Annotated in this window: 30 protein-coding genes; 15 read left to right on the forward strand and 15 right to left on the reverse strand. The window is 61.4% G+C overall.

Features of this window, described 5'->3' with window-relative positions:
- Positions 1–39: 39 nt before the first annotated feature.
- Positions 40–1,656, forward strand: coding sequence for an inorganic phosphate transporter (locus C8K58_RS27950; RefSeq protein WP_108574731.1), 1,617 nt, complete (start codon positions 40–42; stop codon positions 1,654–1,656).
- Positions 1,657–1,717: 61 nt separating this feature from the next.
- Here the strand turns inward: C8K58_RS27950 and C8K58_RS27955 are convergent, their stop codons facing one another.
- The 3 genes from C8K58_RS27955 to C8K58_RS27965 are packed head-to-tail and all read right to left on the reverse strand — an operon-like array spanning position 1,718 to position 4,382.
- Positions 1,718–2,692 carry a biotin-dependent carboxyltransferase family protein gene (locus C8K58_RS27955; protein ID WP_108574732.1) on the reverse strand — a complete coding sequence of 325 codons (975 nt, stop codon included), beginning with the start codon at positions 2,690–2,692 and terminating at the stop codon, positions 1,718–1,720.
- Positions 2,689–3,567, reverse strand: a complete 879-nt coding sequence (locus C8K58_RS27960; RefSeq protein WP_074847505.1) for an allophanate hydrolase subunit 1 — start codon at positions 3,565–3,567, stop codon at positions 2,689–2,691. Before C8K58_RS27960 ends, C8K58_RS27955 begins: the two co-directional genes overlap by 4 nt.
- Positions 3,568–3,626: 59 nt before the next feature.
- Positions 3,627–4,382: a 5-oxoprolinase subunit PxpA gene (locus C8K58_RS27965; protein WP_027605627.1), complete on the reverse strand. Its 756-nt coding sequence runs from the start codon at positions 4,380–4,382 to the stop codon at positions 3,627–3,629.
- Between the two features lie 104 nt (positions 4,383–4,486).
- Between C8K58_RS27965 and C8K58_RS27970 the strand changes: the two genes are divergently transcribed.
- Positions 4,487–5,404: a LysR family transcriptional regulator gene (locus C8K58_RS27970; protein ID WP_108574733.1), complete on the forward strand. Its 918-nt coding sequence runs from the start codon at positions 4,487–4,489 to the stop codon at positions 5,402–5,404.
- On the opposite strand, the gene C8K58_RS27975 is transcribed toward C8K58_RS27970, so the two are convergent.
- On the reverse strand, positions 5,401–6,297 hold the full coding sequence (locus C8K58_RS27975; protein WP_098478869.1) for a LysR family transcriptional regulator: 897 nt from the start codon (positions 6,295–6,297) through the stop codon (positions 5,401–5,403). The two genes, C8K58_RS27970 and C8K58_RS27975, sit on opposite strands and share 4 nt — an antisense overlap.
- A gap of 105 nt (positions 6,298–6,402) precedes the next feature.
- On the opposite strand from C8K58_RS27975, the gene C8K58_RS27980 reads away from it, so the two are divergent.
- Complete coding sequence (locus C8K58_RS27980; RefSeq protein ID WP_027605624.1) at positions 6,403–7,161, forward strand: SDR family NAD(P)-dependent oxidoreductase; 759 nt, start codon at positions 6,403–6,405, stop codon at positions 7,159–7,161.
- Here the strand turns inward: C8K58_RS27980 and C8K58_RS27985 are convergent.
- A complete protein-coding gene (locus C8K58_RS27985; RefSeq protein ID WP_108574734.1) occupies positions 7,060–7,572 on the reverse strand; it encodes a multidrug/biocide efflux PACE transporter in 513 nt (170 codons plus the stop codon). The genes C8K58_RS27980 and C8K58_RS27985 overlap by 102 nt on opposite strands.
- An 88-nt stretch (positions 7,573–7,660) precedes the next feature.
- On the opposite strand from C8K58_RS27985, the gene C8K58_RS27990 reads away from it, so the two are divergent.
- Complete coding sequence (locus C8K58_RS27990; protein WP_027605623.1) at positions 7,661–8,515, forward strand: LysR family transcriptional regulator; 855 nt, start codon at positions 7,661–7,663, stop codon at positions 8,513–8,515.
- A gap of 62 nt (positions 8,516–8,577) precedes the next feature.
- Here the strand turns inward: C8K58_RS27990 and C8K58_RS27995 are convergent, their stop codons facing one another.
- Genes C8K58_RS27995 through C8K58_RS28010 form a run of 4 tightly spaced genes read right to left on the reverse strand, consistent with a single transcriptional unit; the run spans position 8,578 to position 11,118 of the window.
- Positions 8,578–9,801 carry an RNA polymerase sigma factor gene (locus C8K58_RS27995; RefSeq protein ID WP_108574735.1) on the reverse strand — a complete coding sequence of 408 codons (1,224 nt, stop codon included), beginning with the start codon at positions 9,799–9,801 and terminating at the stop codon, positions 8,578–8,580.
- Entirely contained in the window at positions 9,798–10,277 is a 480-nt protein-coding gene (locus C8K58_RS28000) for an SRPBCC family protein (protein WP_065925267.1), read from the reverse strand. The genes C8K58_RS27995 and C8K58_RS28000 overlap by 4 nt, the downstream gene beginning before the upstream one ends.
- A 34-nt stretch (positions 10,278–10,311) precedes the next feature.
- The gene (locus tag C8K58_RS28005) at positions 10,312–10,656 is read right to left on the reverse strand and encodes a YciI family protein (protein ID WP_092358440.1); all 345 of its coding nucleotides are present in this window, start codon (positions 10,654–10,656) and stop codon (positions 10,312–10,314) included.
- 42 nt (positions 10,657–10,698) lie between these two features.
- Positions 10,699–11,118 (reverse strand): nuclear transport factor 2 family protein, encoded by a 420-nt coding sequence (locus C8K58_RS28010; RefSeq protein ID WP_092358438.1) that lies wholly within the window; start codon positions 11,116–11,118, stop codon positions 10,699–10,701.
- A 145-nt stretch (positions 11,119–11,263) separates the two neighbouring features.
- Between C8K58_RS28010 and C8K58_RS28015 the strand changes: the two genes are divergently transcribed.
- Together C8K58_RS28015 and C8K58_RS28020 are read left to right on the forward strand one after the other, a co-directional pair.
- Positions 11,264–11,755, forward strand: a complete 492-nt coding sequence (locus tag C8K58_RS28015) for an N-acetyltransferase (protein ID WP_108574736.1) — start codon at positions 11,264–11,266, stop codon at positions 11,753–11,755.
- A 160-nt stretch (positions 11,756–11,915) separates the two neighbouring features.
- Positions 11,916–13,100: a hypothetical protein gene (locus tag C8K58_RS28020; RefSeq protein ID WP_108574737.1), complete on the forward strand. Its 1,185-nt coding sequence runs from the start codon at positions 11,916–11,918 to the stop codon at positions 13,098–13,100.
- Between the two features lie 41 nt (positions 13,101–13,141).
- Here the strand turns inward: C8K58_RS28020 and C8K58_RS28025 are convergent, their stop codons facing one another.
- Positions 13,142–13,624 carry a GyrI-like domain-containing protein gene (locus C8K58_RS28025; protein WP_027605616.1) on the reverse strand — a complete coding sequence of 161 codons (483 nt, stop codon included), beginning with the start codon at positions 13,622–13,624 and terminating at the stop codon, positions 13,142–13,144.
- A gap of 196 nt (positions 13,625–13,820) precedes the next feature.
- On the opposite strand from C8K58_RS28025, the gene alaC reads away from it, so the two are divergent.
- Entirely contained in the window at positions 13,821–15,032 is a 1,212-nt protein-coding gene (gene alaC / locus C8K58_RS28030) for an alanine transaminase (RefSeq protein ID WP_092358432.1), read from the forward strand.
- A gap of 95 nt (positions 15,033–15,127) precedes the next feature.
- On the opposite strand, the gene C8K58_RS28035 is transcribed toward alaC, so the two are convergent.
- Together C8K58_RS28035 and C8K58_RS28040 are read right to left on the reverse strand one after the other, a co-directional pair.
- Positions 15,128–16,480 (reverse strand): GntP family permease, encoded by a 1,353-nt coding sequence (locus tag C8K58_RS28035; RefSeq protein WP_108574738.1) that lies wholly within the window; start codon positions 16,478–16,480, stop codon positions 15,128–15,130.
- Positions 16,481–16,564: 84 nt separating this feature from the next.
- Positions 16,565–17,098, reverse strand: a complete 534-nt coding sequence (locus C8K58_RS28040; RefSeq protein WP_027605613.1) for a gluconokinase — start codon at positions 17,096–17,098, stop codon at positions 16,565–16,567.
- Between the two features lie 212 nt (positions 17,099–17,310).
- Here C8K58_RS28040 and C8K58_RS28045 point away from each other — a divergent pair, with 212 nt between their 5' ends.
- From C8K58_RS28045 to C8K58_RS28075, 7 genes are all read left to right on the forward strand, one after another.
- Entirely contained in the window at positions 17,311–18,342 is a 1,032-nt protein-coding gene (locus C8K58_RS28045) for a LacI family DNA-binding transcriptional regulator (protein ID WP_027605612.1), read from the forward strand.
- A gap of 93 nt (positions 18,343–18,435) precedes the next feature.
- Entirely contained in the window at positions 18,436–19,068 is a 633-nt protein-coding gene (locus C8K58_RS28050; RefSeq protein WP_027605611.1) for a glutathione S-transferase family protein, read from the forward strand.
- 10 nt (positions 19,069–19,078) lie between these two features.
- Positions 19,079–19,816, forward strand: a complete 738-nt coding sequence (locus C8K58_RS28055; protein ID WP_027605610.1) for an NAD(P)-dependent oxidoreductase — start codon at positions 19,079–19,081, stop codon at positions 19,814–19,816.
- Between the two features lie 12 nt (positions 19,817–19,828).
- Positions 19,829–21,238 (forward strand): MFS transporter, encoded by a 1,410-nt coding sequence (locus C8K58_RS28060; protein ID WP_027605609.1) that lies wholly within the window; start codon positions 19,829–19,831, stop codon positions 21,236–21,238.
- A gap of 133 nt (positions 21,239–21,371) precedes the next feature.
- Positions 21,372–21,872: a hypothetical protein gene (locus C8K58_RS28065; protein ID WP_027605608.1), complete on the forward strand. Its 501-nt coding sequence runs from the start codon at positions 21,372–21,374 to the stop codon at positions 21,870–21,872.
- 287 nt (positions 21,873–22,159) lie between these two features.
- On the forward strand, positions 22,160–22,597 hold the full coding sequence (locus C8K58_RS28070; RefSeq protein ID WP_027605607.1) for a GNAT family N-acetyltransferase: 438 nt from the start codon (positions 22,160–22,162) through the stop codon (positions 22,595–22,597).
- Between the two features lie 60 nt (positions 22,598–22,657).
- Complete coding sequence (locus tag C8K58_RS28075) at positions 22,658–23,476, forward strand: class I SAM-dependent methyltransferase (RefSeq protein ID WP_027605606.1); 819 nt, start codon at positions 22,658–22,660, stop codon at positions 23,474–23,476.
- Positions 23,477–23,515: 39 nt separating this feature from the next.
- Here the strand turns inward: C8K58_RS28075 and def are convergent, their stop codons facing one another.
- The 3 genes from def to C8K58_RS28090 all read right to left on the reverse strand — a co-directional run bounded on the left by def (position 23,516) and on the right by C8K58_RS28090 (position 25,362).
- Positions 23,516–24,055 (reverse strand): peptide deformylase, encoded by a 540-nt coding sequence (def, locus tag C8K58_RS28080; RefSeq protein ID WP_027605605.1) that lies wholly within the window; start codon positions 24,053–24,055, stop codon positions 23,516–23,518.
- 3 nt (positions 24,056–24,058) lie between these two features.
- The gene (locus C8K58_RS28085; protein WP_027605604.1) at positions 24,059–25,009 is read right to left on the reverse strand and encodes a YihY/virulence factor BrkB family protein; all 951 of its coding nucleotides are present in this window, start codon (positions 25,007–25,009) and stop codon (positions 24,059–24,061) included.
- Positions 25,010–25,176: 167 nt separating this feature from the next.
- Positions 25,177–25,362 (reverse strand): CsbD family protein, encoded by a 186-nt coding sequence (locus C8K58_RS28090; RefSeq protein ID WP_016973106.1) that lies wholly within the window; start codon positions 25,360–25,362, stop codon positions 25,177–25,179.
- Positions 25,363–25,563: 201 nt separating this feature from the next.
- Between C8K58_RS28090 and C8K58_RS28095 the strand changes: the two genes are divergently transcribed.
- Positions 25,564–25,941 carry a hypothetical protein gene (locus C8K58_RS28095; RefSeq protein WP_027605603.1) on the forward strand — a complete coding sequence of 126 codons (378 nt, stop codon included), beginning with the start codon at positions 25,564–25,566 and terminating at the stop codon, positions 25,939–25,941.
- Positions 25,942–25,980 lie beyond the last annotated feature (39 nt).

Consider the following 25,980-nt stretch of genomic DNA (forward strand, 5'->3'; position numbering starts at 1 on the left):
TGAATATGAGCGGCATCCTCCCCACACGGATGCCCCGGCATGGCCACCCCTTCCCTGACTGCCTCCACGCACTCATCCTCCGTCGACTCAAAACCGCGCCTGGACAAGAAACCCGGCCTGGTGACGGTGATCGTTTTCTTCGCCGTGCTTGCCATGGGCCTGTTGTTTACCGCCTACAGCCTCATGCACGACATGCACGAAATGGGCGCCCAGCTCACCACGTGGACGCCGTTCCTGCTGCTGGGTGTGGCGCTGTTGATTGCCCTGGGTTTCGAGTTCGTCAACGGTTTCCACGATACTGCCAACGCGGTGGCGACGGTGATCTACACCAACTCGCTGCCGCCGCAGTTTGCGGTGGTGTGGTCGGGTTTCTTCAATTTCCTCGGTGTGCTGCTGTCCAGCGGTGCGGTGGCGTTCGGCATCATTGCCTTGCTGCCGGTGGAGCTGATTCTGCAGGTGGGTTCATCGGCCGGCTTCGCGATGATCTTCGCGTTGCTGATCGCCGCGATCCTGTGGAACCTCGGCACCTGGTGGCTGGGTTTGCCGGCCTCGTCGTCCCATACCCTGATCGGTTCGATCATCGGCGTCGGCGTGGCCAATGCCTTGATGCACGGGCGTGATGGCACCAGCGGTGTGGATTGGAGCCAGGCGATCAAGATCGGTTATGCGCTGCTGCTCTCGCCACTGATCGGCTTTGCCTTTGCCGCCTTGCTGTTGCTGGCCCTGCGCGCCTTTGTGAAAAACCGCGCGTTGTACAAGGCCCCCAAGGGCGACACCCCGCCGCCGTGGTGGATCCGTGGCATGCTGATCGCCACCTGCACCGGCGTGTCCTTCGCCCACGGTTCCAACGATGGGCAAAAAGGCATGGGCCTGATCATGCTGATCCTGGTGGGCACCCTGCCCATGGCCTATGCGCTGAACCGCACCATGCCGGCCGAACAGTCGTTGCAGTTCGCCGCAGTCGCCGAAGTGACCCAGGTGGCGCTGATGAAAACAGCGCCGCTGGCGTTGGCGGGTGACCCGCGGCCGGTGCTGTCGACCTACATGCGTACCAAGGAAGCCACACCCGAGTTGATTCCGGCCCTCGCCGCCCTCGCCGGCCAGATTGGTGACCAGGTCAAAGGCTACGGCTCCCTCGCCAAAGTCCCCGCCGAAGCCGTGGGCAACGTGCGTAACGACATGTACCTGAGCAGCGAAACCATTCGCCTGATGGACAAAGGCAAGGTCGGCAATTTCGACGCCGACACCCAAGGCAAGCTGCAACTGTTCAAGCAACAGATCGACGATGCCACGCGCTTTATTCCGCTATGGGTCAAGATCGCCGTGGCCATCGCCCTGGGGCTGGGCACCATGGTCGGTTGGAAACGCATCGTGGTCACCGTGGGCGAGAAGATCGGCAAGACTCACCTGACTTACGCCCAGGGCGCCTCGGCCGAGACGGTGGCGATGCTGACCATTGGCGCAGCGGATATGTTCGGGCTACCGGTGTCGACCACCCACGTGTTGTCGTCGGGTGTGGCGGGGACCATGGTGGCCAATGGGGGTGGGCTGCAGATGCGGACCATCCGCAATTTGCTGATGGCGTGGGTGCTCACCTTGCCGGCGGCGATTGTGTTGTCGGGTAGTCTCTACTGGCTGTTCACCCAACTCTTCTGACCAACCCAAGATTGAAAATGTGGGAGGGGCTTGCTCCCCCCACATTTGGATGTGTGTCGTGTCAGTTGTTGAAGAGTCCCGCCATGGCCTTGAGCCGCTTCTTGTACACCCGCCGCGCCTCCAGTGCCTGCTCCAACGTCACCGCCACAAACCCCGCCCGCTGGTTCGGCTGCATCTGCCCGATCAAGTCCAGGTCGGCACTGATCACCGTGCCAATCATCGCGTAGCCACCGCCGGATACCGCATCGCGGTGCAGCACAATCGGCTCCAACCCCGCCGGCACCTGGATCGAACCGATGGGGTAGCAACTGTCGACGATATTCGACGGATCCGACCCCGCGCCGAACGGCTGCTCACGCGGTTGAAAGCTCAGCGCACTGCCGCCCTTGAAGCGATAGCCGATGCGGTCCGCCTCGGAGCCGACCGTCCACGGTTCGGCAAAAAAGCTGCGCTTGGCACCCGCGGTCAAGCGCTCGTAATACAGCCCCGGCACCACGCGCAAGGTGACATCGCCGCCCACCGAGCGGCGCAATGCCATCGGCAAACTGTTGCCTGCCCGCCCGAGACCGCTGGCTTCACCGATGGGCAGCTCATCGCCTGCCTGCAAGCGTCGCCCGTGGAAACCACCGAGTGCACCGAGGGTGTAGGTGGAACGGCTGCCAAGCACCAACGGCACGTCAATGCCACCGGCGACGGCGAGGTAAGTGCGGGCACCGGCCTTGGGAAATTCGAAACGCAGCACCTGCCCGGCGCGCACCTCAAAGGCGGTGTCCTGATGCACCACTTCGCCGTCCAGGCGCGGTGACATCAACGCACCGCTGAGCGCGACCAGGGTATCGCGCTGAAACTCCAGTTCCGGCCCGATCAAGGTGCATTCCAGGCCGGCAGCGCCTACCGGGTTACCCACCAGATGATTGGCCGCACTCAGGGCGTATTGGTCCAAAGCACCCGATGGCGGAATGCCCAGATGGTAATAACCTTCGCGGCCCAGGTCCTGCACAGAGGTGGCGAGGCCGGGTTTGAGGACCTTGATCATGCCAGCGCCTCCTGCAGGGTTTTCGGATAGCCGATGGGGTCGGCGAGAAACGCATCGAGGGAAAATTCCACCGGGCGAATGCGCAGGTCGAAACGTCCTGCCTCCACCTCGGCAACCGCCAGGTCGTAGGCGTCCCGGTCGATGGGTTTGAATTGCACGATGTCACCCGGCCGGAAAAACACCATATGCGCCTTGAGGTAGGCCAGCTGCTGCGCCGGGTCGTAGATCGGTGCCGGGGTCACACCAAACATCTGGTAGCCGCCGGCGCCGCGCACCGAGTAGATGCAACCGAAGCAACCGCCATGGCCGAGCGTCAGCTTCGGCGTGTCGGTGCGCGGGCGCAGGTACTTGGGTACCTGCAACTGCCGCTCGCGCTCGACCATCTGGAACATGAACGGCAAGCCCGCGACAAAACCCACCATCGAGACAAACCACGGCGCACCACTGTGGGCGGCGATAAACGCCTCGACATCGGCCAGGCCATTGATGCGCGCGGCATATTCCAGGTCGGTGGCGCCGGGGTCTTGATGGCGGTCGCGAAAGCGCATCAGGGTTTCATGGGTCCAGGGGTCGTTATAGAGCACCGGGATTTCGATGATGCGCGTGTGCAGGGTGCGCTCGGCCACGGCCTGGGCTTCGGCGCTCTGCACGGCGTCGAGCAGCACATGGGGGGCGATGCGGTCGGGGTCGAAGCGAATCTGGAACGAGGCATTGGCCAGGCACACATCCAGCACGCCCTCCAGCGCCAGGCGTTCCACGGCACGGGTCACGGCCATGCCCTTGAAAAAAGCCTCAAGGGACATGCTCTCGCTGACTTCGGCGAACAGGTGTTCATCACCGCCGAAGCTGTAGCGGATGGGGGACGTTTCAGCCATGTCTGTTCCTCTTGGAATCGTTATAGAAAGGCAGGCAAAAAAGTAAACGTACGATCTTATTAGGGGGTTTTGACTGTGATGCCGGCCTGGTCCAACGCTTCACGGGTGGCCTCCACCAACTCCAGCGCGCCGGGGGTATCGCTGTGCAGGCAGATGGAGTCGAATTCAATAAACAGGTCTTCGCCTTCTACGGTACGCACCAGCCCCGTCTGACACGCCCGTAGGACACGGGCCGCGACCGTGGCCGGATCCAGCGCACGTACGTTGCGGGTAAACACAATGGAGCCGGTTAGATCGTACTCACGGTCGGCATAGAATTCGCGCACCACCGGCTGCCCGAGTTCCTTGGCCACGCGCCAGATCACCGAGTTGGGCATGCAGTACAGCAACAGCGTCGGCTCGATGATTTGCAGGTTCTGTACCAGCAGGCGCGCGGCTTCTTCGTCGCGGGCCAGGTGCATGTAGAGCGCGCCATGAGGCTTGATGTGTTGCAGGGTCATGCCCTGGGCGCGGGCGATTTCGCGCAGGGCGCCCAGTTGGTAGAGCATGTCGTCCACCAGTTCCTGGGCCGGCGCATGGATATGTCGACGACCGAAACCCACCAGGTCGCGAAAGCCAGGATGCGCGCCGATGGCCACCCCCAATTGCTTGGCCCGCGCGACGGTGCGGCGCATGGTGCCGGGGTCGCCGGCATGGAAGCCGGTGGCGATATTGGCCGAGCTGATATAGGCCATCAGCTCCGCGTCGACGCCGTCGCCGATGGTCCAGGGACCGAAGCCTTCGCCCATGTCTGAATTGAAATCCACTGCCTGCATCGGGGACGCTCCGCCAAAAGGTGATGCTCGAAAGTAGGCTGCGGCTTGACCCCTTGGGAAGATCTATTATCAGATGGCTCATCTTCTGAAAATCAGATAAAGCCATGTCCCTGACCTTGCGCCAAATCCGCTACTTCGTGGCCACCGCCGAAATCGGCCAGATTTCCCAGGCGGCGATTTATCTGAACATCTCCCAGTCTGCCGTGACCACGGCGATCAAGGAGCTGGAAGCCCTGCTCGGCGTGCAACTGTTTGTGCGCTCGGCCCAGGGCATGAACCTGACCGATGCCGGGCGGCACTTTCTCAACCGCGCCTACGTGATTGTGCGCAGTGTCGACGATGCGCTGAACAGCCCGTTGCCCGACTACCGCGCCAGCGGCGTGCTGCGGCTGGCGGCCAGCTACACGGTGCTGGGTTACTTCCTGCCGCACCACCTGCAGCGCATGGAGCACTGGCACCCGGATGTGACCCTGGAGGTGTTCGAGCAGGAGCGCCAGGCCATCGAACAGGGTCTGCTCGACGGCCAGTTCGACATGGCCGTGGTCCTCACCGCGAACCTCACTCACCCGGCGATCGTCTCGGAAATCCTGTTCAACTCGGAACGTCGTTTATGGCTGCCCAGCCATCACCCGTTGTGCGAACGCGGCGCGGTGAGCCTGGCGGATGTGGCGCAAGAGCCGTACATCCTGCTCACCGTCGATGAAGCCGAACACAGCGCCATGCGCTATTGGGAACAGGCCGGGCAAACGCCCAAGGTGCGGCTGCGCACCAGCTCGGTGGAGGCGGTGCGCAGCATGGTTGCCAATGGCAGCGGCGTGGCGATCCTGTCGGACCTGGTGCACCGGCCCTGGTCGCTGGAAGGCAAGCGCATCGAAACCCTGACCGTCACCGACCCCGTCACGCCCATGAGCGTCGGCCTGGCCTGGCACCGCGAACGCGCCTTTACCCCGGCAATGCAGGCATTTCGCGATTACTTCCACGACGCCTTCCTCGCGCCGCAACAGCTGTCGGCGCGGCGTTAAAGCTGCGAATGCAGAATGGTCGCCAGCCAGTCCATGAACACCCGCACCCGCAGGGGTAGATGCCGCTGCCCGGCGTAGAGCAGGGACACATCCAGCGGCGGGGCCGGATAGTCCGGCAGGACCGCCACCAGCTCCCCGCTGGCCAATTCGTCACCCATGCCCAGGGCCGGCACCTGAATAATCCCGAAACCGCCCAGGCAGGCGGACTTGTAGCCATCGGTGCTGTTGACCGTGACCCGCCCGCCCATGGGAATGCGCAGCACCTTGTTGCCCTGCACGTACTCAAACCCCGCCGAGCGTGCACCCAACGGCCGCACGTAATGCACCAGGTGATGGTCGGCGAGGTCGGCCAGTGTCCGGGGCACGCCGTAGCGTTGCAGGTAGGTGGCGCTCGCGCAGTTGATCATCGGCATGCTGCACAGCAGCCGCGCCACCACGCTCTGGTCCGGCTGCGCGCCCACGCGCAGCACGCAATCGAAGCCTTCGGCGAGCAGGTCGACCTGGCGGTCGGTGGTGCTGATCTCCAGTTCGATCAGCGGATGCGCGTCCATGAATTGCGGCAGACGCGGCAGGATCAAGTCCCGCGCCATCATGTTGGGCATGTCCACCCGAATCCGCCCCGCCAGTTGCGCTTCGTCCTGGCGAAACAGCCCTTCCAACTCCTCCATGTGCGCGAGCAAATCCTTGCTGCGCTCATACAGCACGCGGCCATCCTGGGTGGCCTGCACCTTGCGCGTGGTGCGCTGCAACAGGCGGGCGCCGAGCAGCTCTTCCAGCGCCTGCACATGTTCCGACACCGTGGAGCGCGGCAGGCCCAGGCTCTCGCCGGCACCGGTGAAACTCGACAGCTCAGTGACGCGCACAAAGGTGCGCAGCAGCTCCAGTTTGTTCATGGGATTGTTCGCCTTATTCGGCCAGTGATTCCGGTATAGCGCTGTTTATCACGTTATCCACGGACAAATACACTTATTCCCACGATCACATCAGAGGACTGCACCATGACCCGTAAAATCGCATTGATCACCGGGGCCAGCCGTGGCCTGGGCAAAAACACCGCCCTGCACCTGGCGGCACAAGGCGTCGACATCATTGGCACTTACCACAGCAAGGCCGATGAAGCGCAGGCATTGGTCGCACAGATCGAACAGCTGGGCGGCCGTGCCGCGATGCTGAAACTGGACGTGAGCCAGAGCGCGACATTTGCTGATTTCGTCGGTGAGATTGCTGGCGTACTCAAGGACGTTTTCGCACAGGACCGCTTCGATTTTCTGATCAACAACGCCGGTATCGGCATTCACGCCAGCTTCGCCGAGACCACCGAAGCGCAGTTCGATCAATTGGTGGCGATCCAATTCAAGGGTCCGTTTTTCCTGACCCAACAGCTGTTGCCGTTGATCCACGACGGCGGGCGCATCGTCAATATTTCCAGCGGTCTGGCGCGTTTCAGCCTGCCCGGCTACGCCGCTTACGCCGCCATGAAAGGCGCGATGGAAGTGCTGACCCGCTACCAGGCCAAAGAGCTGGGCGGCCGTGGCATCAGCGTTAACATCCTGGCCCCCGGCGCCATTGAAACCGACTTCGGCGGTGGTGCCGTGCGCGACAACGCCAACCTCAACGCCATGGTCGCCAGCAATACCGCCTTGGGCCGCGCCGGGTTACCGGACGATATCGGCGGCGCGATTGCCAGCCTGCTCGCCGACGGTAGTGCCTGGATCACCGGCCAGCGTATCGAGGCGTCGGGCGGCATGTTTCTGTAGGAGCTTGTCGCGCAGTACGTCATACCCCCAGTGATACACATAGGTGTACGGCAGGAAAAACAGCAGTACGCCTATGTCGAGGATAAACGCCTGCACCAGGCTGATGTTCAGCCAGGCGGCAATCAGCGGTACACACACCAGGATCAACCCACCTTCAAACATCAAGGCGTGCAGCACGCGGGTCCAACCGTTGCTGGCCAGTTGCAGGCGCGCCTTGAGGCGGTCGAACAGGCCGTTGAAAATCACGTTCCAGGCCAGCGCCAACAGGCTGATCGCCAGGGTGACCATGCCCATCTCCAGGGCAGGCCTGTCCATGATCCACGCCAGCAACGGGGTGCAGATCAACAATGCCAGGGCTTCGAAACCAATGGCCTGGCAAACACGTTCAGTAATCGACTTGGTAGGGTTCATGACCCGGCTCCGTGAGTGACGATGGTTGTCATCATTAGCCTTTGACTCGATACTTCATAACCAATAACCATCGATCAAGGCGATAGTCATGGCCTCTAACGAAGTGCTGCAGGCGTTTGTGCAGGCGGCCACCCAAGGCTCGTTCTCGGCGGCGGCGCGCAAGCTCGGCAAGAGCCAGTCCACCGTCAGCGCGGCCGTGGCGAGCCTGGAGATTGACCTGGATGTGGTGCTGTTCGATCGCAGCAGCCGCAAGCCGACGCTGACGCCGGCGGGCCATGTGTTGCTGCAACGCGCCGAGCAGGTGCTGGAGGCCAGCAGCCGGCTGGAATTGGCGGCGAGTCAGTTGGCCCAGGGGTTGGAGCCGAAGCTGAGTATCGCCATGTCCGATACCTACCAGTCCGACCGTTTCGAGGTCGCCCTCAGCGCCTTTGAACAGCGCTACCCGGACCTGGAGCTGGAATGCCTGATCGCCGAATGCGAAGACCTGATCGCCCTGGTCCAAAGCGGTCGCGCGCAGATTGCGTTTATTGAACACCAGGAAGAGTATCCGCCGGACCTGACCCGCGCGCCCGTGGACGAGCGCACGGAAATTGCCCTGTTCGTGTCACCCAGACATCCGCTGGCGGGCGTCGGTACCCTCACCGCGCACACCCTGCAACAGCACCGCGAATTGCGTCTGGCCAGCATCATCAACCCGAACGAAACCCGCGCCAATGGCCGTGTGTGGTCGGCCCCCAGTTACCTGATGCTGTTGGAGATGGCCCAGTTGGGGTTTGGCTGGGCACCGATTCCGCGCTGGCTGGTGGAGCGCTTTGGTGGCGGGCAGTTGATCGAACTCAAGGCACGGGGTTGGCCGCGTTCGGTGGCCGTGGATGCACTGTGGTCTCGGCACCATCCGCCGGGGCCGGCGGGGAGTTGGTTGTTGGGGAAGATGCTGGAGTGATTTTTTTCAGACAATTGAGATTAATGTGGGAGGGGACTTGCCCCCTCCCACATTTTTGATCTTCATTGCTTGGGGAGATTGAGTTCGGCCAGGCGGTGTTTCAGGAAGCGTTTTTCCGGGATTTGCCGGGTCAGCGACAGGGCTTTTTCGTAGGCTGCCCGGGCCTCTTCCACCCGCCCCAACTGCCGGCAAAACTCGCCCCGCGCCGAATGTGCCAAGTGGTAATCCAGCAACGCCCCGCGCGCCAGAATGCCTTCCACCAACTGCAGCCCCGCCAACGGCCCTTCGCCCATGGCCACCGCCACGGCGCGGTTCAACTCGATCACCGGCGACGGCACGGCCCTGAGCAACACATCGTAGAGCCCGATAATCTGCGGCCAATCCGTTTCCCCGGCCCTGGGCGCTTCGGCATGCACCGCTGCAATCGCCGCTTGCAGGCAGTACGGGCCAAAGCCGCGACGGCTCAATGCCTGCTCCACCAGCCCACAACCTTCGGCCATCAGCGACGCGTCCCACCGCGAACGATCCTGTTCATCCAACAACACCAACTCGCCGCTGGCCGAGGTGCGCGCCGCCCGGCGGGATTCGTGCAACAGCATCAGCGCCAGCAGGCCCATCACTTCCGGCTCCGGCAGCAATTCCAGGAGCAGGCGGCCGAGGCGAATGGCTTCGCGGGTCAGGTCCTCGCGCGTAAGGTCCTCGCCCATGGACGCCGAATAGCCTTCGTTGAACACCAGGTAAATCACCCGCAGCACGCTGTCCAGGCGCTCGGGCAGCTCGGCCAGCGACGGCACTTGATAAGGGATTTTGGCCTCGCGAATCTTGCCCTTGGCCCGCACGATGCGTTGGGCGATGGTGGTCGGGGTGGCCAGAAAGGCGCGGGCGATTTCTTCGGTGGTGAGATCGCAGATCTCACGCAAGGTCAGCGCCGCCTGGGCGTCGGCCGCCAGCGCCGGGTGACAGCAGGTGAAGATCAGGCGCAGGCGGTCGTCTTCCACGTCCTCAACGCTCCAGTCAGCGGCTTCCAGTGCATCGGCCTGCGCCTGCAATAACGGGGTAAAGCGGGCCTGGCGGCGTAAACGGTCGATGGCCTTGAAGCGTCCGGTCGACACCAGCCAGGCCCGTGGGTTGTCCGGCCCCCCCTCTTGCGGCCAGCGCTCGACCGCGACGAAGAACGCCTCGTGCAAGGCTTCTTCGGCGAGGTCGAAATCCCCCAGCAGGCGGATCAGGGTGGCGAGGACGCGCCGGGACTCACTGCGGTAGATCGCCTCGATGGGAGGCGTCAATCGCGCATACCCTGGGTCACCAGCGTCACCAGGCGGTCCAGGCTCTGGCCCCAGCCGTCGTGAAAGCCCATGGCTTCGTGGGCCTGCTTGTCTTCGGCGCTCCAGTGCATCGCGCGGGCGGTGTAGAGGGTCTTGCTACCCTCGACTTCCTGCAGCGTCACTTCGGCGGTCATGAACGGTTTGCCCGAAGGGATCCAGCCCGGCGTATAGGCGTCGGTAAACACCAGGCGCCGAGGGGCGACAATCTCCAGGAACACGCCCTGGGTCGGGTACTCGCTGCCATCCGGCGCGCGCATCAGGGTGCGAAACAGCCCGCCGACCCACAGGTTCATTTCGCACTCGGGGGTGGTCATGCCGTGGGGGCCCCACCATTGTTGCAACAACGCGGGTTCGGTCCAGGCGCGGAACACCCGGCTGCGCGGCGCATCGATCACGCGGCTGATGGACAGTTCAAATTCGGCAGGTTGCGTAGGCATGGCTAAACCTCCTCAAGCGTTATGGTTGTTGTGTTCAGAGATTCAATTGGCGCACAGGGCGCACTTCCACACTGCCGACCCGGGCGGCCGGAATCCCACCGGCCACCTGGATCGCGTCGTTCAAATCCTTGGCTTCGATCAGGTAGAAGCCGGCGAGCTGTTCCTTGGTTTCGGCAAACGGCCCGTCGGTGATCGACAGCTTGCCATTGCGCATGCGCACCGTGGTGGCCGTGGTTACCGACTCCAGCGGCTCGGCGGCGAGCATCCGCCCGCTTTTTTGGATGGACTGCGCGTAGGCAAGACATTCCGGGTCTGCGGGGCTGTCCGGCGAGGTGTGCAGCACCTGCTCGTTGCTGTAGATCAGGCAGAGGTATTTCATGTGCGTCTCCGTCTTCGGACTATTGACTATAGTTCGCGGCGCTCAAGGTTTCAGGTCGAACAGTGCTGTGCCGCTGGCCATGTCGAACGGCGCCGACCAGTGCTCATGCACCACCTTCCAGTCGCCGTTGAAGCGTTGATAACCAGCGGTCACGCGCATCCAGCAAGCCTTTACTTCACCGTCCGGCCCGGCGCCGCCGCAGTGGGCGAGCCAGTGGGCGAATGCGCTGTCCTGGGACTCGACGATACGCAGTTCGTGGAACTCGAAAATGCCCGGGCCGGGGCAGTGCTCCATGCAGGCCTCCCAGTGCGCACGGTAGGCCGCCTTGCCTTTGAATTGCAGGGCGGTCACGGCGTCGAACGAGACGATATCGTCGGCGTAATAGCTGACAATTTTATGGATATTCCGGGAAAGCACGGCTTGCTTCCATTGCTCGATCAGAGTGTTGATTGCGGTACTCATGGTGATACTCCTTCGGGTTGGAAAATCACGGAAGACACCCTTAGTCGAACGGCCCTCGGGCAAATCGACAGCCCGTTGAAAAATAATGTCGTCCAGCACAAACCCGATAGACTGCGCCCTTCCTTGCCGCTGTTCGGACACGCCGATGCAAACCCGCCTTGTCGCCTACGAGACGCTGAATGCCGTGCAACAACAGCACGTCAGCGCCATCGAAGTTCACCCTGAACAGCTGCCGTTTTGCGGCGACATGTATTGCGCCCTCAATTCGCTCCTGGCCAAGCCCAGCCCCGGCGTCAAAGGCTTTGCCCTGCTGGCCGACGACACTCCGGTGGCCTTCCTCCTGCTTAAACGCCCACCCTGCCTGCCCCACTGGGCCGATGAACACAGCGCAACGCTGCATGCATTGCAGGTGGATCGGCAGCAGCAAGGGCGTGGATTCGGCAAGGCCTGTTTGCAAGCCTTGCCGGCGGCGGCATTGCAGGTGTGGCCGCAGATCAAGGCGCTGGAGTTGTCGGTGGACACGAACAATGTGGCGGCGATGGGGTTGTATCTGGGCGCAGGATGGGTGGACAGCGGGGAGGCGTATAAGGGCCGGATTGGGTATGAGCGGAGGTTGAGGTGGGTGTTTGCCGAGTGACACTTGAAGCCTGACTGATACCCGGCCCTCGGTGTCTACTGTCAGATTTCACAGCTATACAAACATTGTTCATTGCCCTGTACTGGAATGCCAACGTTGTCGCTCATGGTTAGCAACGAGCAGGAGTGGAAACTCGCGACTTCCGGTATGGAGAACGACCATGAGTACCCCATCAACGAAAAAAAGGCGAAACACCGCAGGGCACCCAGACCTATCCTTTGGCAACTCAATGCCTAAAGACGGCACGGTTATCGCAGAGCCTTCGGGCGGACTGTCCCGTGTACTTAGCGACGGTTCGACGATTACGGTGGGCCTGACGGCTGTTGAAAAAACCAAAGTTATCGTTGTCAGCAAACACACGCTTGCCGGGGAACTGGATAAGAATTACGGGGTTTGGATGACCCCCGTTCCAAACACCTTTGTCCTCGTGGACCTGCTCATTCAGCGTGATAACAAGCCCCTCTTATTGAGCGCACAGGGAGACCTGTACACTGCATGTGTTACTCGATTCAATGCCGATCAGGGCACTGTGGACTTTTCGTTTGGCGATAAAGGTACAACTGAACTGGGCGATTCATTCAACCCGCATTTGTTGATAGCCGGCGCTATTGCAGTGCAGGCCACCGGGCATATCGTCGTTGTATTCAATGATGCTGAAACCAGCTTCATCTACCAACTCAACAGCAACGGTCAGGAAAGCAACTTCGGAAATCAGGGTCCGATTGAAGCACCCAACACCCGACTCGATAGGGTGTTGATTACCGACCGCGGTTTTGTCCTTGCCGGTTCCAGTGCAAGGAAGGCCCATATTCTAGGGCTTCTGCACGACGGCGAACTGGACCACAGTTTTGGCAGCCAAGGCGTTGTCGTATTGCCATTTACGACCAATGAAGACAGAAAAGTCGATGCGCTTGCCAAGGACCAGAATGGCCAAATCGTTGTAATAGGTGGCAGTTTCGGGATCCCGCGAGGGATGAACTTCGTAGCCGTTCTGCTTGCCAGCGGCCAACTTGATCCACAATTTAATGAAGGGAAACCTCTGGAAAGCGAAGCCAGCTACGGTAACTACACCAGTGGACTGGTCCAGCCCGATGGGAAAATTGTGGTATTGGCTCGCTACGGTAATGGCAGCATCGTCCGACTGCTGCGGTTCAATCCGAACAGTCAGCCGGACGCTACCTTCGGTATAGGAGGCATCGCGGATGCGTGGCGAGACCCACAAGGAAGACCTGAGCACACCGAAATCAACCGGGTGGAGTGGGTGACGGTCAATAGCACATTGCAAAGCAGCGGTATCCTGCACACCTCGCGCGCATCCTTCATCGGGCGCCTGCTCAGCCAGTGACGCTAGCGGCTGAACTGCCAAGGCAGCTCAGCCGTGTTGCATCAAGCCTTGGGCTCCACCGGCAACCAGATCTCCACAGTGCCCGTGCCCTTGCGCCCATCAAAATCCGCGCTATAGCGCTCGAAATCCGCCCCCGCCACCTTGTAGCCCGAGTGCGGCAACCACTCGAACATGATGCGCTCATAGGTCTGCTCCAGTGCCTGCACCGGGCCATAGTGCGGGAACACCGCGTAGTGGTGCGCAGGCAGTTCGACGGACTCGAAGTTGCTCGGCACATCGCCCTTGGACGGTACTTCCACCCCGGCCATGTAATCGAATTCACCGTGGCTGGGGTTATGGCAAACGCCGTAGGTCACCCCGCCGACGCGTTTCTTGATGTGTTTTACGCTTTCGTCGAACACACTCCACAACTTGGGGATATCGCCCACGGTGGCCTTCGAATAACGCCCTTGCACCCCGGCGATCACCAGGGCCTTGCCGTCTTCCATGCGCGGCTCTAACGGTTGTTTTGTCTGCTGATCCATCTGAACAGTCTCCTTCTTATGAGGGCACAAACCCGTATCGAGTATAGGGGCATATCCTTGCAGTACTCCACGCAGAAAATTTCCCGACACATCTGGACAACTGGCCATCATCGACCGTATTGTCTGCCCCGCAGGCCACCGCAGTGGCCGACGTCGCTCGGACGGTTCCGGGCGCTTACGTACTCTCGAGGCAACAATGGCAGACCTTGGTTCGCCGCGCCGCTTTGCGCGCATAGATCGACTCCCCCCTTACGTTTTCAATATCACTGCCGAGCTGAAGATGGCTGCGCGTCGGCGCGGCGAAGACATCATCGACTTGAGCATGGGTAACCCCGACGGCGCCACGCCTCCCCATATCGTGGAGAAGATGGTCACCGTCGCCCAACGGGAAGACACCCACGGCTACTCCACCTCCAAAGGCATTCCGCGTCTGCGCCGGGCGATTTCGCGCTGGTACAAGGATCGCTACGCAGTGGACATCGACCCCGAGTCCGAAGCCATCGTGACCATCGGTTCCAAGGAAGGCCTGGCACATCTGATGCTGGCCACCCTGGACCAGGGCGACACGGTGCTGGTGCCCAACCCGAGCTACCCGATTCATATCTACGGTGCCGTGATTGCCGGCGCCCAGGTGCGTTCGGTGCCGCTGGTGCCTGGCGTGGACTTCTTCGCCGAGCTGGAACGGGCGATCCGTGGGTCGATCCCCAAGCCGAAGATGATGATCCTCGGCTTCCCCTCCAACCCGACCGCGCAGTGCGTGGAGCTGGATTTCTTCGAACGGGTGATCGCCCTGGCCAAGCAGTACGACGTGCTGGTGGTGCATGACCTGGCCTACGCCGACATCGTCTACGACGGCTGGAAAGCCCCGTCGATCATGCAGGTGCCGGGGGCCAAGGACATTGCGGTGGAGTTTTTCACCCTGTCCAAGAGCTACAACATGGCCGGCTGGCGCATCGGTTTCATGGTGGGCAACCCGGAACTGGTCAATGCCCTGGCGCGGATCAAGAGCTACCACGACTATGGCACCTTCACCCCGCTGCAAGTCGCCGCGATTGCCGCACTGGAAGGCGACCAACAGTGCGTGAAGGACATCGCCGAGCAGTACCGCCAGCGCCGCAACGTGCTGGTCAAGGGCCTGCATGAGCTGGGCTGGATGGTGGAGAATCCCAAGGCGTCAATGTACGTCTGGGCGAAGATTCCCGAGGCGTATGCCGCCATGGGTTCGCTGGAGTTTGCCAAGAAGCTGCTGCTGGAAGCGAAGGTCTGTGTGTCGCCGGGGATTGGGTTTGGCGAGTATGGGGATGATCATGTGCGCTTCGCGCTGATCGAGAACCAGGACCGGATTCGCCAGGCGGTGCGCGGGATTCGCGGGATGTTCCGGGCGGATGGGCTGGTCGCTAAAGCCTGACCCGTTCCACCTGAACAAATGTGGTCAACCTGTGGGAGGGGCTTGCCCCCTCCCACAGTTGATTGGGTTTTCACCCTTGCCTTGTAGTGTGTCTGTTAGACCACCAACGACAGCAACATGATAAAGATCAGTGCCACAACGGACAGGATGGTCTCCATTGCCGTCCAGGTCTTGAAGGTCTCGGCCACGGTCATGTTGAAGTACTGCTTCACCAGCCAGAACCCCGCATCGTTGACGTGAGACAGGATCAACGAACCCGCCCCCGTCGCCAACACCAGCAGCTCACGGTTAACCCCGGGAATCATCCCCACCACCGGCACTACGATGCCCGCGCCGGTAATGGTCGCCACGGTGGCCGAACCGGTCGCCACACGAATCACCGCCGCCACCAGCCACGCCAGCAGGATCGGGTTGATCTGTGCGTTCACCGCCATGTGGCCGATCACGTCACCCACGCCGCTGGTCACCAGCATCTGCTTGAAGCCACCACCGGCACCGATGATCAGGATGATCGCGGCGGTCGGCGCAAGGCTGGCGTCGAGCAGCTTGAGGATCTGCTTGGAATGGATGCCCTGGCGACTGCCAAAGGTGTACAGCGACAGCAGCAACGCCAGCAGCAAGGCGGTGATCGGGTGACCGATCATGTCCATCCAGTTGCGCACCACGTTGCCTTCGGCAAAGGCGATGTCGGCGAAGGTTTTGAGCAGCATCAGGAACACCGGCAGCAGCACGGTGACCAGGGTGATACTGAAGCTCGGCAGGTTTTTGTTCTCAGGCTCGCGGGCCAGTTGGTCGACCAGTTCCTGGGACGGGTTGCCCGGGATGTACTTGGCGATAAACGTACCGAAGATCGGGCCCGCGATGATGGCGGTCGGCAGCGCGACGATCAGGCCGTACAGGATGGTCTTGCCGATGTCGGCGCCAAACACCCCGATGGCCAGCAGCGGGCCCGGGTGCGGCGGTACCAGGCCGTGGACTGCCGAGAGGCCGGCGAGCAGCGGGATGCCGATCTTGATCAGCGACACGCCGGTGCGGCGCGCAACGATAAACACCAGCGGGATCAGCAGTACAAAGCCGATCTCGAAGAACAGCGGAATGCCCACCAGGAACGCGGCGAACATCATGGCCCACTGGACCTTTTCCTTGCCAAAGGCGCGGATCAGGGTCTGGGCGATCTGATCGGCACCGCCGGATTCGGCCATCATCTTGCCGAGCATGGTGCCCAGCGCGAGGATGATGCCGACAAAGCCAAGCACCCCGCCGAAACCGTCCTGGAACGCCTTGATGATCTTGTCCACCGGCATGCCCGAGGTCAGGCCAAGGAAGCCGGCCGCGATGATCAGCGCGATAAATGGGTGAACCTTGAAGCGGGTGATCAAGACGATCAGCCCGATGATGGTAACGACTGCATCTAACAGCAGGTACGACTCGTGGGACATGCCAAACATGGGGGGTCTCTCCTGTTTGTTGTTGTTATTAAAGCGGGTGTTGAATTTCCTGCCGGGGATAGCGCTATCTTTTCCGGCAAAAAATCAGTTGGATGGTTCAAAACCGTGTGTCAGCCACCAGGCGTTGGTCTGCCTGGCCAACTCCTCGACGCTGTCTTCGCTGGCGTTGAGGGCCAGGGTCAGCGGCTCGCCCTTGGGCGATTCAAGGGTGGCGAACTGGCTGTCGATGAGGCTGGCCGGCATGAAATGGCCGGGGCGATGGGACACGCGGTCGGCGGCGACTTCGCGGGTCAGCTCCAGGAATACAAAGCCCAGGCCCGGCGCGGCTTCGCGCAGGTGGTCGCGGTATTTCTTTTTCAGCGCGGAGCAGGTGAGTACCGGATGTTCACCGGCCTTGAGCGAACGGCGCAGTTCATCGCACAGGATGTCGAGCCAACCGGCGCGGTCGTCGTCGTTGAGGGGGTGGCCGGCGCTCATCTTTTCGATGTTCGCGGCGGGGTGAAAGCTGTCGCCTTCAATGGCGGTGGCACCGTTCAGGCGGCACAGGGCCTCACTGACGCTGGTTTTGCCACAGCCGGCAACACCCATGATGACCAGGGCGGTAACAGGTTGACTCATGAAACACCTCAAGACGCAGATAGCGCTACCTTTGCACGCGGTGAGGCAAGTGCAAAAACAGGCTTTTCCCGCGCCGTCTTGTCATTTTTATGGAGTGACGCGTGCATCCGCTCCAATCATTTGAACCGGATCAGGCAACCCATAGTTCAATAATTTGCAGCCTTTTGGAGACAGCGCTACCTTAGTGCCTCGATTTTTGTTTGGCAAGCCGCCTGATGACCTCCAAGAACGATAAAAATACCCGCACCACCGGTCGCCCTACCCTTAACGAAGTTGCCCGCCTGGCCGGCGTCAGCCCGATTACCGCCTCCCGCGCGCTGCGCGGCATCAGCACCGTGGCCACCGAGTTGGTGGAAAAAGTCCAGCACGCCGCTGCCGAACTCAACTACGTGGTCAACCCCGCAGCCCGCGCCCTGGCTTCGGCCCAGAGCCATTCGGTGGTAGTCCTGGTGCCGTCGCTGTCCAACCTGCTGTTTATCGAAACCCTCGAAGCCATCCACCAGGTGCTGCGGCCCAAAGGCTTTGAAGTGCTGATCGGCAACTCCCACTATTCGCGCGACGAAGAGGAAAACCTGCTGCGCAACTACATGGCCTATCAGCCACGGGGGTTGCTGCTGACCGGCTTCGATCGCACCGAAAGCGCCCGACGGATGGTCGAGGCCAGCAATGTGCCATGTGTGTACATGATGGACCTGGACCCCAACGCCGGCGTGAACTGCGTGGGCTTCTCGCAGTTGGCGGCGGGTGAAACCGCGGCCGCACATTTGATCTCCCGTGGGCGCAAGCGCCTGGCGTATATCGGCGCGCAACTGGACCAACGCACCCTGCTGCGTGGTGAAGGCTTCCGCCGCGCGCTGCAACAGGCGGGCCTGTACGACCCGGCGCTGGAACTGCTGACACCACGCCCTTCCTCGGTGGGCCTGGGCGGCGAGCTGTTCCTGCAACTGCTGGCCACCCATCCGGATGTGGATGCGATCTTCTTCGGCAACGACGACCTGGCCCAGGGCGCGCTGCTGGAAGCCATGCGCCACGGCATCAAAGTGCCAGAACGTGTCGCGGTGCTGGGCTTCAACGACTTGCCGGCGTCGTCCTTCATGGTGCCGCGCCTGAGCAGCATCAGTACCCCCAGGGAAGCGATCGGGCGGCGGGCGGCGGAGCATTTGTTGACGATCATGGCGGGCAACAGGATCGCCAAGCCGGTGGTGGACATGGGATTTGAGTTGCAGGTTCGCGAGAGCACGTAGTCCCTCCCACATTTTGACCCCGCCCGCTCGGAGGCATCGCCGTAGCTTCTCCCGCCTGCTAGATTGGCTGTTCTCCATCGCAAGGAAAGCACCATGGCACATTCACTGAAAATCCTGGGTCGCACGTCCTCCATCAACGTGCGCAAAGTGCTCTGGACCTGCCAGGAACTGGGCATCGACTACGTGCGCGAAGACTGGGGCATCGGCTTCCAGCCCACCCAGTCCGCCGAATTCCTCGCCCTGAACCCCAACGCGCAGATACCCGTGCTGATCGACGACCACGGAGTGCTGTGGGAGTCCAATACCATCTGCCGCTACCTCGTGGGGCTTTACCAGCGCCACGACCTGCTGCCCATCGAGCCCGCACCACGGGCCCGGGTCGAGCAGTGGATCGACTGGCAGGCCGTCGAGCTCAACCGTGCCTGGGGCGATGCTTTCACCGCCCTGGTACGCAATAACCCGGACGGCCTGGACGCGGCGCAGATTGAAGCCGCCGTGCAACGATGGAACGACAAGATGGGCATCCTCGAGCAACAACTGAGCAAAACCGGGGCCTTTGTTGCCGGCGATGAATTCACCCTCGCCGACATCCTCATCGGCCTCTCGGTGCACCGCTGGCAGATGACGCCCATGGCGCGCCCGGCCTACCCCGCCATTGCGGCCTACTACCAGCGCCTCGGCCAGCACCACGGCTTCCAGCTCTTCGCCCTCGACGGGCATAACTAAGGACATGCCCGTGAAAGGACTCAACGTACTGCTCACCGGCGCCTGCGGCAGAATCGGCAAGACGTTTTTCGAAGCCTCGAAAGACCGCTACCGTTTCACCCTCACCGACCGCATCGCGCCTGATTTCGACCTGGGCGAACACCGCTTCGTGCACGCCGACCTCAGCGACAAAGCCAACCTCGCCAGCCTGCTCGAAGGCATCGATGTGATCGTGCACCTGTCGGGCATCCCCCACGCCAGCGCCACGTTCGACGAATTGCTGCCGAACAATATCCTCGCCACCACCTACCTGTTCGAAGCCGCCGTGGCGGCGGGTGTACAGCGCCTGGTGTTCGCCAGCAGCGCACAAACCATCGAAGGCTACCCGGTAGACCGGCAGATCACCCCAGGCATGCAGGTGATGCCGGCCAACCTGTATGGCGTGAGCAAATGCTACGGCGAAGCGCTGTGTGGCTACTACGCGGCGAAAACCCCGCTGTCGACGATTGCCCTGCGCATCGGCGCGTTCGAATTCGTTGAAACCCACGACCTGAACAACGCCCGCGACCTCAGCGCCTGGCTCAGCCCGCGGGATGCCGTGCAGCTGCTGCAGCGTGCAGTGGAGGCCGAGGGCGTGAAACACCTGATCGCCCATGGCATTTCCAATAACCGTTTCAAGCGCCTGGACCTGAGCGAAACCACGCGGGTGTTGGGTTACCATCCGCTGGACGATGCATTTCAGACCTTCGATATCCCCATCACTGACTGAGTTTCCCCCGCCATGCCTGCACTCCCTGCTACAGACGGCATCGACCCGATCCGCGCCGCCCATATCAGCGCGCGTATCGACCGCCTGCCCGCCGTCGCCACGGTCTGGCGCCTTGTAGCGCTGCTGTCGATCGGCGGCTTTTTCGAGCTGTATGACTTGTTCCAGACCGCCTACATCAGCCCCGGCCTGATCAGTGACGGGATTTTCCACACCGGCAGCGAGGGCGTGTTTGGTTTCTCCGACCAGGCGGCGTTCGCCTCGGCGACCTTCCTCGGCCTGTTCCTCGGCGCCAGCCTGCTCAGCCCCATCGCCGACCGCTTCGGGCGCCGGGCGATCTTCACCTTCGCGCTGATCTGGTACACCGTCGCCACGGTATTGATGGGCATTCAGACATCCGCGCTGGGCATTATCGGCATGCGTTTCCTGGTGGGTATCGGCCTGGGCATCGAGCTGGTGACCATCGACGCGTATCTGTCTGAACTGGTGCCCAAGCGCATGCGCAGTTCTGCGTTCGCCTTTGCGTTTTTCATCCAGTTCCTGTCGGTGCCGGCCGTGGCATTGATGTCATGGTGGCTGGTGCCCCAGGCGCCGTTCGGGGTGTCTGGCTGGCGCTGGGTGGTGCTGAGCAGTGCGGTGTTCGCGCTGTTTATCTGGCAACTGCGCAAGCGCCTGCCGGAATCACCGCGCTGGCTGGCGCAGAAAGGTCGCTTCGAAGAAGCCGGCAGGATCATGGACACCCTGGAGGCGCGCTGCCGGAAAGACCATGGCAAACCGCTGGATGAACCCGAACCCGAAGCCGTCAGCGTGCAAGGCAGTGGCCGTTTTGCCGACATCTGGCAACCGCCGTACCGCCGCCGCGCGTTGATGCTGATTGTGTTCCATGTGTTCCAGGCCATCGGCTTCTTTGGTTTCGGCAACTGGTTGCCGGCACTGCTTTCGGGCCAGGGTGTCAGCGTGACCCACAGCTTGCTGTACGCCTTTATCATCACCCTCGCCTACCCGCTGGGGCCGTTGCTGTTTGTGAAGGTGGCCAACCGCTTTGAAAACAAATGGCAGATCGTCGGCTCCGCCATGGGTGCGGTGATCTTCGGCAGCCTGTTCGCGTTGCAGACCACGGCGGTGGGGCTGGTGATCTGCGGGGTGATGATCACCTTCTGCAACGCCTGGCTGAGCTTCAGTTACCACTCCTACCAGAGCGAGCTGTTCCCGACCAATATCCGCGCGCGGGCGGTGGGGTTCTGCTATTCGTTCAGCCGCTTGTCGACGGTGTTCAGCAGCCTGTTGATCGGTTTTATCCTCGAACACCTGGGCACACCCGGTGTGTTGGCGTTTATTGCCAGCAGCATGCTGATCGTGATGATCACCATCAGTTGGTTCGGCCCGCGTACGCGCAACCTGGCCTTGGAACATATCGCCCATTGACGGCAACGGTTGGCCGCCTGCGGGACAATGTTTGCCGCGGCGGCCAGGCCAAATCCAGTCAAACCGGGGTTATCGGACCCGGCATGTTATTTGCTCCCGCTATGGCACCGAACATTTTCCCAGGTGACCGATCATGCTGGTTAACAACAATCCCCAAGCCGTGTCGACCCTTCAAAAGATCACGCGTCCCGACATGGACCCGGCCAACGCCGCCGCCAGCACGCTGTACAGCGGTGCCCTGCAAGCGGCGCAGCAAAGCGTGACCCTGCCGGCCGCGCAGAAGGATCTGGACAAGGCCGGCGATCGCATCGACGAAGCTTTCGCCAAGACCCGCGTGCAGTTGCAGGCCAGCACAGCGGCCACCACGGTGACGACGGATGTCCCCGCCACCAGCTCCGCCCGCGCAGACTTCACCGATTACATGAGCAAAACCCCGGCCGAGCGTATCCGTGAGCAATTGCTCAAGGAACAAGGGTTGACCGAGGCGGATGTGCAGAACATGTCGCAGGAAAAGCAGGACGCCATTTCCAAGCAAGTGGCCGAACGTTTGAAGCAGCAGCAAGAGCAGCAGGTAGCGGCGAAGACCACTGACCCGCAGGCGCAGGCAGTGAAAGAAACCCTGGCGGCGATCTAAGTCACAGGTGGGGCGCCGAGCGTCCCTGGCGGCATTCCCACGCGGGTGCGTGGGAATGATCATTAACTCAGTGACCGAACAGGCCCGTCTCGGTTTTCTTGGCTTTCTTGTCGGCGCGTTTTTCGTCGGCGGTCTTTGCCGGTTTCTTCTTCGCGGCTTTCTTTGAATCCATACCTTTGGCCATGATGCATGCTCCACTTACAGGGGATGTAACACTGGGTATACCACCTATTGCCGCACAGAAGGCGCTTATAATCCCCGGCCCTTGATTATGTTGCCCAAACACCATGCCCGAACTGCACATCGCCCCCCTGGCTGAGCCGCTGTGGCCGCTGCTGAACAAGTTTTATCGCCGTCATGACTCCCCGATGAAGGCGCTCAAGGGCGGGCGTTTGTGGGTAGCGCGCGACAGCGAGATTGTCGCCGGCCTGTGCCTGACACCCGTGGTCGGCGGACAGTGGTTGACCGGCGTGTTTGTCGACCCGGCGTATCGCGGCCAGGGGTTGGCGGGGCGATTGATAGCCGCGGCGGCGGCCGAGGTGCAAGGCACGCTGTGGTTGTTGTGCCATCCGGACCTGGAAGGTTTGTATCAGCGCATGGGTTTCACCCAGGACACGCTATTGCCGCAATCCCTCAGCGAGCGGCTGGTGCGCTACAAGCGCAACAAACCGATGATCGCCATGGGCTTAGATCGTTTAGTGAGGTCGTCCTCGGATAATGTGTGATCGCCCCGTATGGGCCCCATGCTAGCCTCGGCGACACAGTGGCCCACTTTTCGGATGATCATGAAAGCGACCTTTGCAGCTCTGTCCCTTACCGCACTCCTCGTTCCCACGTTCAGCCAGGCCGCCGACGCACCGATCAGCGCCCAGCAATACGCCAGCGTGTTGGCCGGCAATTGGCGCGACCCGGCCAACAGCGCCCGCGACGGCTATCGCCACCCGCAGCAGACCTTGGAATTCTTTGGCCTGGGCGCCAGGCAGACGGTGATCGAAATTACCCCAGGGGGCGGTTGGTACAGCGAACTGCTGGCGCCGTTGCTCAAGGATCACGGGCATTACATCGCCGCCGTGCAAGCGCCAAGCAGCAGCGCCTATGCGCGCACGTCCGAAGAGAACCTGAAAAACAAATTCGCCGCCGACCCGACGCGCTATGCCAAGGCAGTCGTGGTCGAGTTCGACCCCAAGGCACCGGTGTTCGGCAAACCTGCTTCTGCGGACGCCGTGCTGACGTTCCGCAATGTGCATAACTGGGTGCTGGCCGATACCGCCGAGGCCACGTTCCGCGCGTTCTACACGGTGTTGAAACCGGGTGGCGTGCTGGGTGTGGAAGATCACCGGGCCAAGGACGGGGCCGAGCTGGAGGCGATCAAGGACAGCGGTTACCTGACCACCGCCCAGGTGGTGAAACTGGCCACCGATGCGGGGTTCAAGCTGGCAGGCCAGAGTGAGGTCAACGCCAACCCGAAGGACACCAAGGATTATCCCGCCGGCGTTTGGACGTTGCCGCCGACGTTGAAATTGGGGGAGCAGGATAAGGCGAAGTATGTGGCGATTGGCGAGTCGGACCGGATGACGTTGCGGTTCGTCAAACCGGCCAAATAACCTGGTCCCGCCCACATTTTGTTCTCAACGGGCCGGCGATTACTCGTCAGCGGTTGGGTCCATGTCGGGAAACATCACTTCAATAAAGCCGAACTTGCTGAAGTCGGTAATGCGCGAGGGGTACAGCCGGCCGATCAGGTGATCGCATTCATGCTGCACCACCCGCGCGTGGAAGCCATCGGCAAAACGTACGATCGGCTCGCCCTTCGGATCAAAACCCTCGTAGCGAATCTGCTGGTAACGGTCCACCGCACCACGCAGTCCGGGCACCGACAGGCAGCCTTCATAGCCTTCTTCCAGCACCGGGCTGAGCGGCGTGATCAACGGGTTGATCAGGATGGTCTGCGGCACCGGCGGCGCATCCGGGTAGCGCTCGCTGGCTTCGAACCCAAAGATCACCAGTTGCAGGTCGACGCCAATCTGCGGCGCGGCCAGGCCGACGCCGCCCACGTGCTCCATGGTCTGGAACATGTCGTCGATCAATTGCCACAGCTCGGGGCTGTCGAACATTTCCGGCGGTACCGGTGGGGCGATACGCAGCAGGCGTTCATCGCCCATTTTCAGGATTTCACGGATCATCGATCAGACTTCATCGGTAGTGGGTTTGGAGTGGTCGCGGCCGAGGCCGGAGACATGTTGTTTTTCGTGCGCGGGCGCGGGCTCATCGAAATCCTTTGCGCCTGGCTCCTTGCCTTCGGCCGACATGTGCTCGATCACGGCATTCATCTCCGCCCCCAGCAACAGCACGGCGGCGGAGATGTAGAAGTACAGGAGCAACACGATGATCGCACCGATGCTGCCATACATGGCGTTGTAGTCGGCGAAGGTTTTGACGTAGTAGCCAAAACCGAGGGAGGCGACGATCCACACCACCACCGCAAGCACCGAACCCGGGGTAATAAAGCGAAATTTCTGCTCCACGTCCGGCATCACGTAATACATGAGGGCCACGGCAAACATCAGCAGGATCACGATCAGCGGCCATCGCACGATGGTCCACAAGGTCACCACGAATTCCTGCATGCCGATCTGGCCGGCCAGCCATTCCATCACCTGCGGGCCGAGCACCATCAGCGCGGCGGCGGCCAGCAGCATGCCGGCGATGCCGATGGTGTAGAAAACCGACAGCGGAAAACGCTTCCAGATCGGCCGGCCTTCCACGACGTCGTACGCGGCGTTCATGGCGCTCATCATCAGGCGCACGCCAGCGGAGGCGGTCCACAGGGCAATCACGATACCCACCGAGAGCAGGCCGCCCTTGGATTGCTGCAGCTGGTCGATCACCGGGTTGACCTGCTCCAGGGCCTGGGGCGGCAGCACCAGCTCCGATTGCAGGCGCAGCCAGGTGAAAAAGTCCGGCAGGTGCAGGAAACCGATCAGGGCGATAAGGAACAGCAGGAAGGGAAACAACGAGAACAGCATCTGGTAGGCCAGTGCCGAGGCGTAGGTGGACATCTCGTCATCGACGAATTCCTTGACGGTGCGCACCAGCACTGTGTGGAGCTTGAGACCATCGAGAACCGGAAAAATCATAGCGTCTCCTTTCGCCGCAAAAAGGGGGTTCATGGGCGACTCAGGGGCCGTTTTCTACATCAAGGTAGCCTATTTGGCGACCTTGAAACAATTTCGAAACTTTAATCACTGCATGTGACATAAAAACGGCCATCCGTGGATGGCCGTCCGGCTGCACGATGGCAGTCTTACTTGGTCGCTTTTTTCACCGCGTCCTTGGTGTCGCCCACGGCTTTTTCAACCTGGCCTTTCTTTTCCTGCACGACGCCTTCAGCGCGCAGTTTGTCGTTGCCGGTGACTTTGCCGACGCCTTGCTTGATGTTACCGACGGCTTCGTCTTTCAAACCTTTTGCCTTATCCGCTGTGCTGCCCATGGTATTTCTCCGAAAGAACAATCAAAGGGTTTTGGTCATTACGTAGAGATTGACCCGAGGCCGTTCGGCAGAGTTTCAATTATTTTTCGGTGAACATTTCATCGCCAACGACAGGTTTGGCTTTATGTTTTGCAGCCAACCCACGAGAATGCCCGGCACATTCAGGCTCCAACGCTGAATAACAGATCCCGTAGGAAGGTTATGAAACTCAATAAAGCACAGGCCATCGCCCGCAGAAACCAGGAACTGGGCGGTGCCGTACTCGGCGTCAACAACTGCCACTTCACCGACCTGGACCGCAAACGCAACATCTGGTGGTTCGATCTGCCGGTGGGGCGTATTGCCGTCGGCCAGTACGAGTGGATTCACCTGTTGATGCACAACGCCGAGACCGACCAGCTGCTGCACCTGAAGGTGCCGACCGTGTTCCTGCGTGAAAAGCTCGAGGGGCTGGTGGTGCGCAACGCGGGCAAGCGCAAGCCGGAGATTACCCTGGAGCTGAGCGCGGATAAGGATTCGTTCTTGAAGGATGTGCGGCCGGCGGGTGCGGGTGTGAGCTTCGCGCAGTTCGCCGTGTAAGAACGCGGTCAAAAAAATGTGGGAGGGGGTAAGCCCCTC

Source organism: Pseudomonas sp. GV047 (assembly GCF_003058245.1).
GTDB classification, from domain to species: domain Bacteria; phylum Pseudomonadota; class Gammaproteobacteria; order Pseudomonadales; family Pseudomonadaceae; genus Aquipseudomonas; species Aquipseudomonas marginalis.

What these genes read in the sequence shown, in the direction of transcription:
- C8K58_RS27950 (WP_108574731.1), top strand. Translation starts at nt 40, where the DNA reads ATGGCCACCCCTTCCCTGACTGCCTCCACGCACTCATCCTCCGTCGAC.
- C8K58_RS27955 (WP_108574732.1), bottom strand. Translation starts at nt 2,692, where the DNA reads ATGATCAAGGTCCTCAAACCCGGCCTCGCCACCTCTGTGCAGGACCTG.
- C8K58_RS27960 (WP_074847505.1), bottom strand. Translation starts at nt 3,567, where the DNA reads ATGGCTGAAACGTCCCCCATCCGCTACAGCTTCGGCGGTGATGAACAC.
- C8K58_RS27965 (WP_027605627.1), bottom strand. Translation starts at nt 4,382, where the DNA reads ATGCAGGCAGTGGATTTCAATTCAGACATGGGCGAAGGCTTCGGTCCC.
- C8K58_RS27970 (WP_108574733.1), top strand. Translation starts at nt 4,487, where the DNA reads ATGTCCCTGACCTTGCGCCAAATCCGCTACTTCGTGGCCACCGCCGAA.
- C8K58_RS27975 (WP_098478869.1), bottom strand. Translation starts at nt 6,297, where the DNA reads ATGAACAAACTGGAGCTGCTGCGCACCTTTGTGCGCGTCACTGAGCTG.
- C8K58_RS27980 (WP_027605624.1), top strand. Translation starts at nt 6,403, where the DNA reads ATGACCCGTAAAATCGCATTGATCACCGGGGCCAGCCGTGGCCTGGGC.
- C8K58_RS27985 (WP_108574734.1), bottom strand. Translation starts at nt 7,572, where the DNA reads ATGAACCCTACCAAGTCGATTACTGAACGTGTTTGCCAGGCCATTGGT.
- C8K58_RS27990 (WP_027605623.1), top strand. Translation starts at nt 7,661, where the DNA reads ATGGCCTCTAACGAAGTGCTGCAGGCGTTTGTGCAGGCGGCCACCCAA.
- C8K58_RS28000 (WP_065925267.1), bottom strand. Translation starts at nt 10,277, where the DNA reads ATGCCTACGCAACCTGCCGAATTTGAACTGTCCATCAGCCGCGTGATC.
- C8K58_RS28005 (WP_092358440.1), bottom strand. Translation starts at nt 10,656, where the DNA reads ATGAAATACCTCTGCCTGATCTACAGCAACGAGCAGGTGCTGCACACC.
- C8K58_RS28010 (WP_092358438.1), bottom strand. Translation starts at nt 11,118, where the DNA reads ATGAGTACCGCAATCAACACTCTGATCGAGCAATGGAAGCAAGCCGTG.
- C8K58_RS28015 (WP_108574736.1), top strand. Translation starts at nt 11,264, where the DNA reads ATGCAAACCCGCCTTGTCGCCTACGAGACGCTGAATGCCGTGCAACAA.
- C8K58_RS28020 (WP_108574737.1), top strand. Translation starts at nt 11,916, where the DNA reads ATGAGTACCCCATCAACGAAAAAAAGGCGAAACACCGCAGGGCACCCA.
- C8K58_RS28025 (WP_027605616.1), bottom strand. Translation starts at nt 13,624, where the DNA reads ATGGATCAGCAGACAAAACAACCGTTAGAGCCGCGCATGGAAGACGGC.
- alaC (WP_092358432.1), top strand. Translation starts at nt 13,821, where the DNA reads ATGGCAGACCTTGGTTCGCCGCGCCGCTTTGCGCGCATAGATCGACTC.
- C8K58_RS28035 (WP_108574738.1), bottom strand. Translation starts at nt 16,480, where the DNA reads ATGTTTGGCATGTCCCACGAGTCGTACCTGCTGTTAGATGCAGTCGTT.
- C8K58_RS28040 (WP_027605613.1), bottom strand. Translation starts at nt 17,098, where the DNA reads ATGAGTCAACCTGTTACCGCCCTGGTCATCATGGGTGTTGCCGGCTGT.
- C8K58_RS28050 (WP_027605611.1), top strand. Translation starts at nt 18,436, where the DNA reads ATGGCACATTCACTGAAAATCCTGGGTCGCACGTCCTCCATCAACGTG.
- C8K58_RS28060 (WP_027605609.1), top strand. Translation starts at nt 19,829, where the DNA reads ATGCCTGCACTCCCTGCTACAGACGGCATCGACCCGATCCGCGCCGCC.
- C8K58_RS28065 (WP_027605608.1), top strand. Translation starts at nt 21,372, where the DNA reads ATGCTGGTTAACAACAATCCCCAAGCCGTGTCGACCCTTCAAAAGATC.
- C8K58_RS28070 (WP_027605607.1), top strand. Translation starts at nt 22,160, where the DNA reads ATGCCCGAACTGCACATCGCCCCCCTGGCTGAGCCGCTGTGGCCGCTG.
- C8K58_RS28075 (WP_027605606.1), top strand. Translation starts at nt 22,658, where the DNA reads ATGAAAGCGACCTTTGCAGCTCTGTCCCTTACCGCACTCCTCGTTCCC.
- def (WP_027605605.1), bottom strand. Translation starts at nt 24,055, where the DNA reads ATGATCCGTGAAATCCTGAAAATGGGCGATGAACGCCTGCTGCGTATC.
- C8K58_RS28085 (WP_027605604.1), bottom strand. Translation starts at nt 25,009, where the DNA reads ATGATTTTTCCGGTTCTCGATGGTCTCAAGCTCCACACAGTGCTGGTG.
- C8K58_RS28090 (WP_016973106.1), bottom strand. Translation starts at nt 25,362, where the DNA reads ATGGGCAGCACAGCGGATAAGGCAAAAGGTTTGAAAGACGAAGCCGTC.
- C8K58_RS28095 (WP_027605603.1), top strand. Translation starts at nt 25,564, where the DNA reads ATGAAACTCAATAAAGCACAGGCCATCGCCCGCAGAAACCAGGAACTG.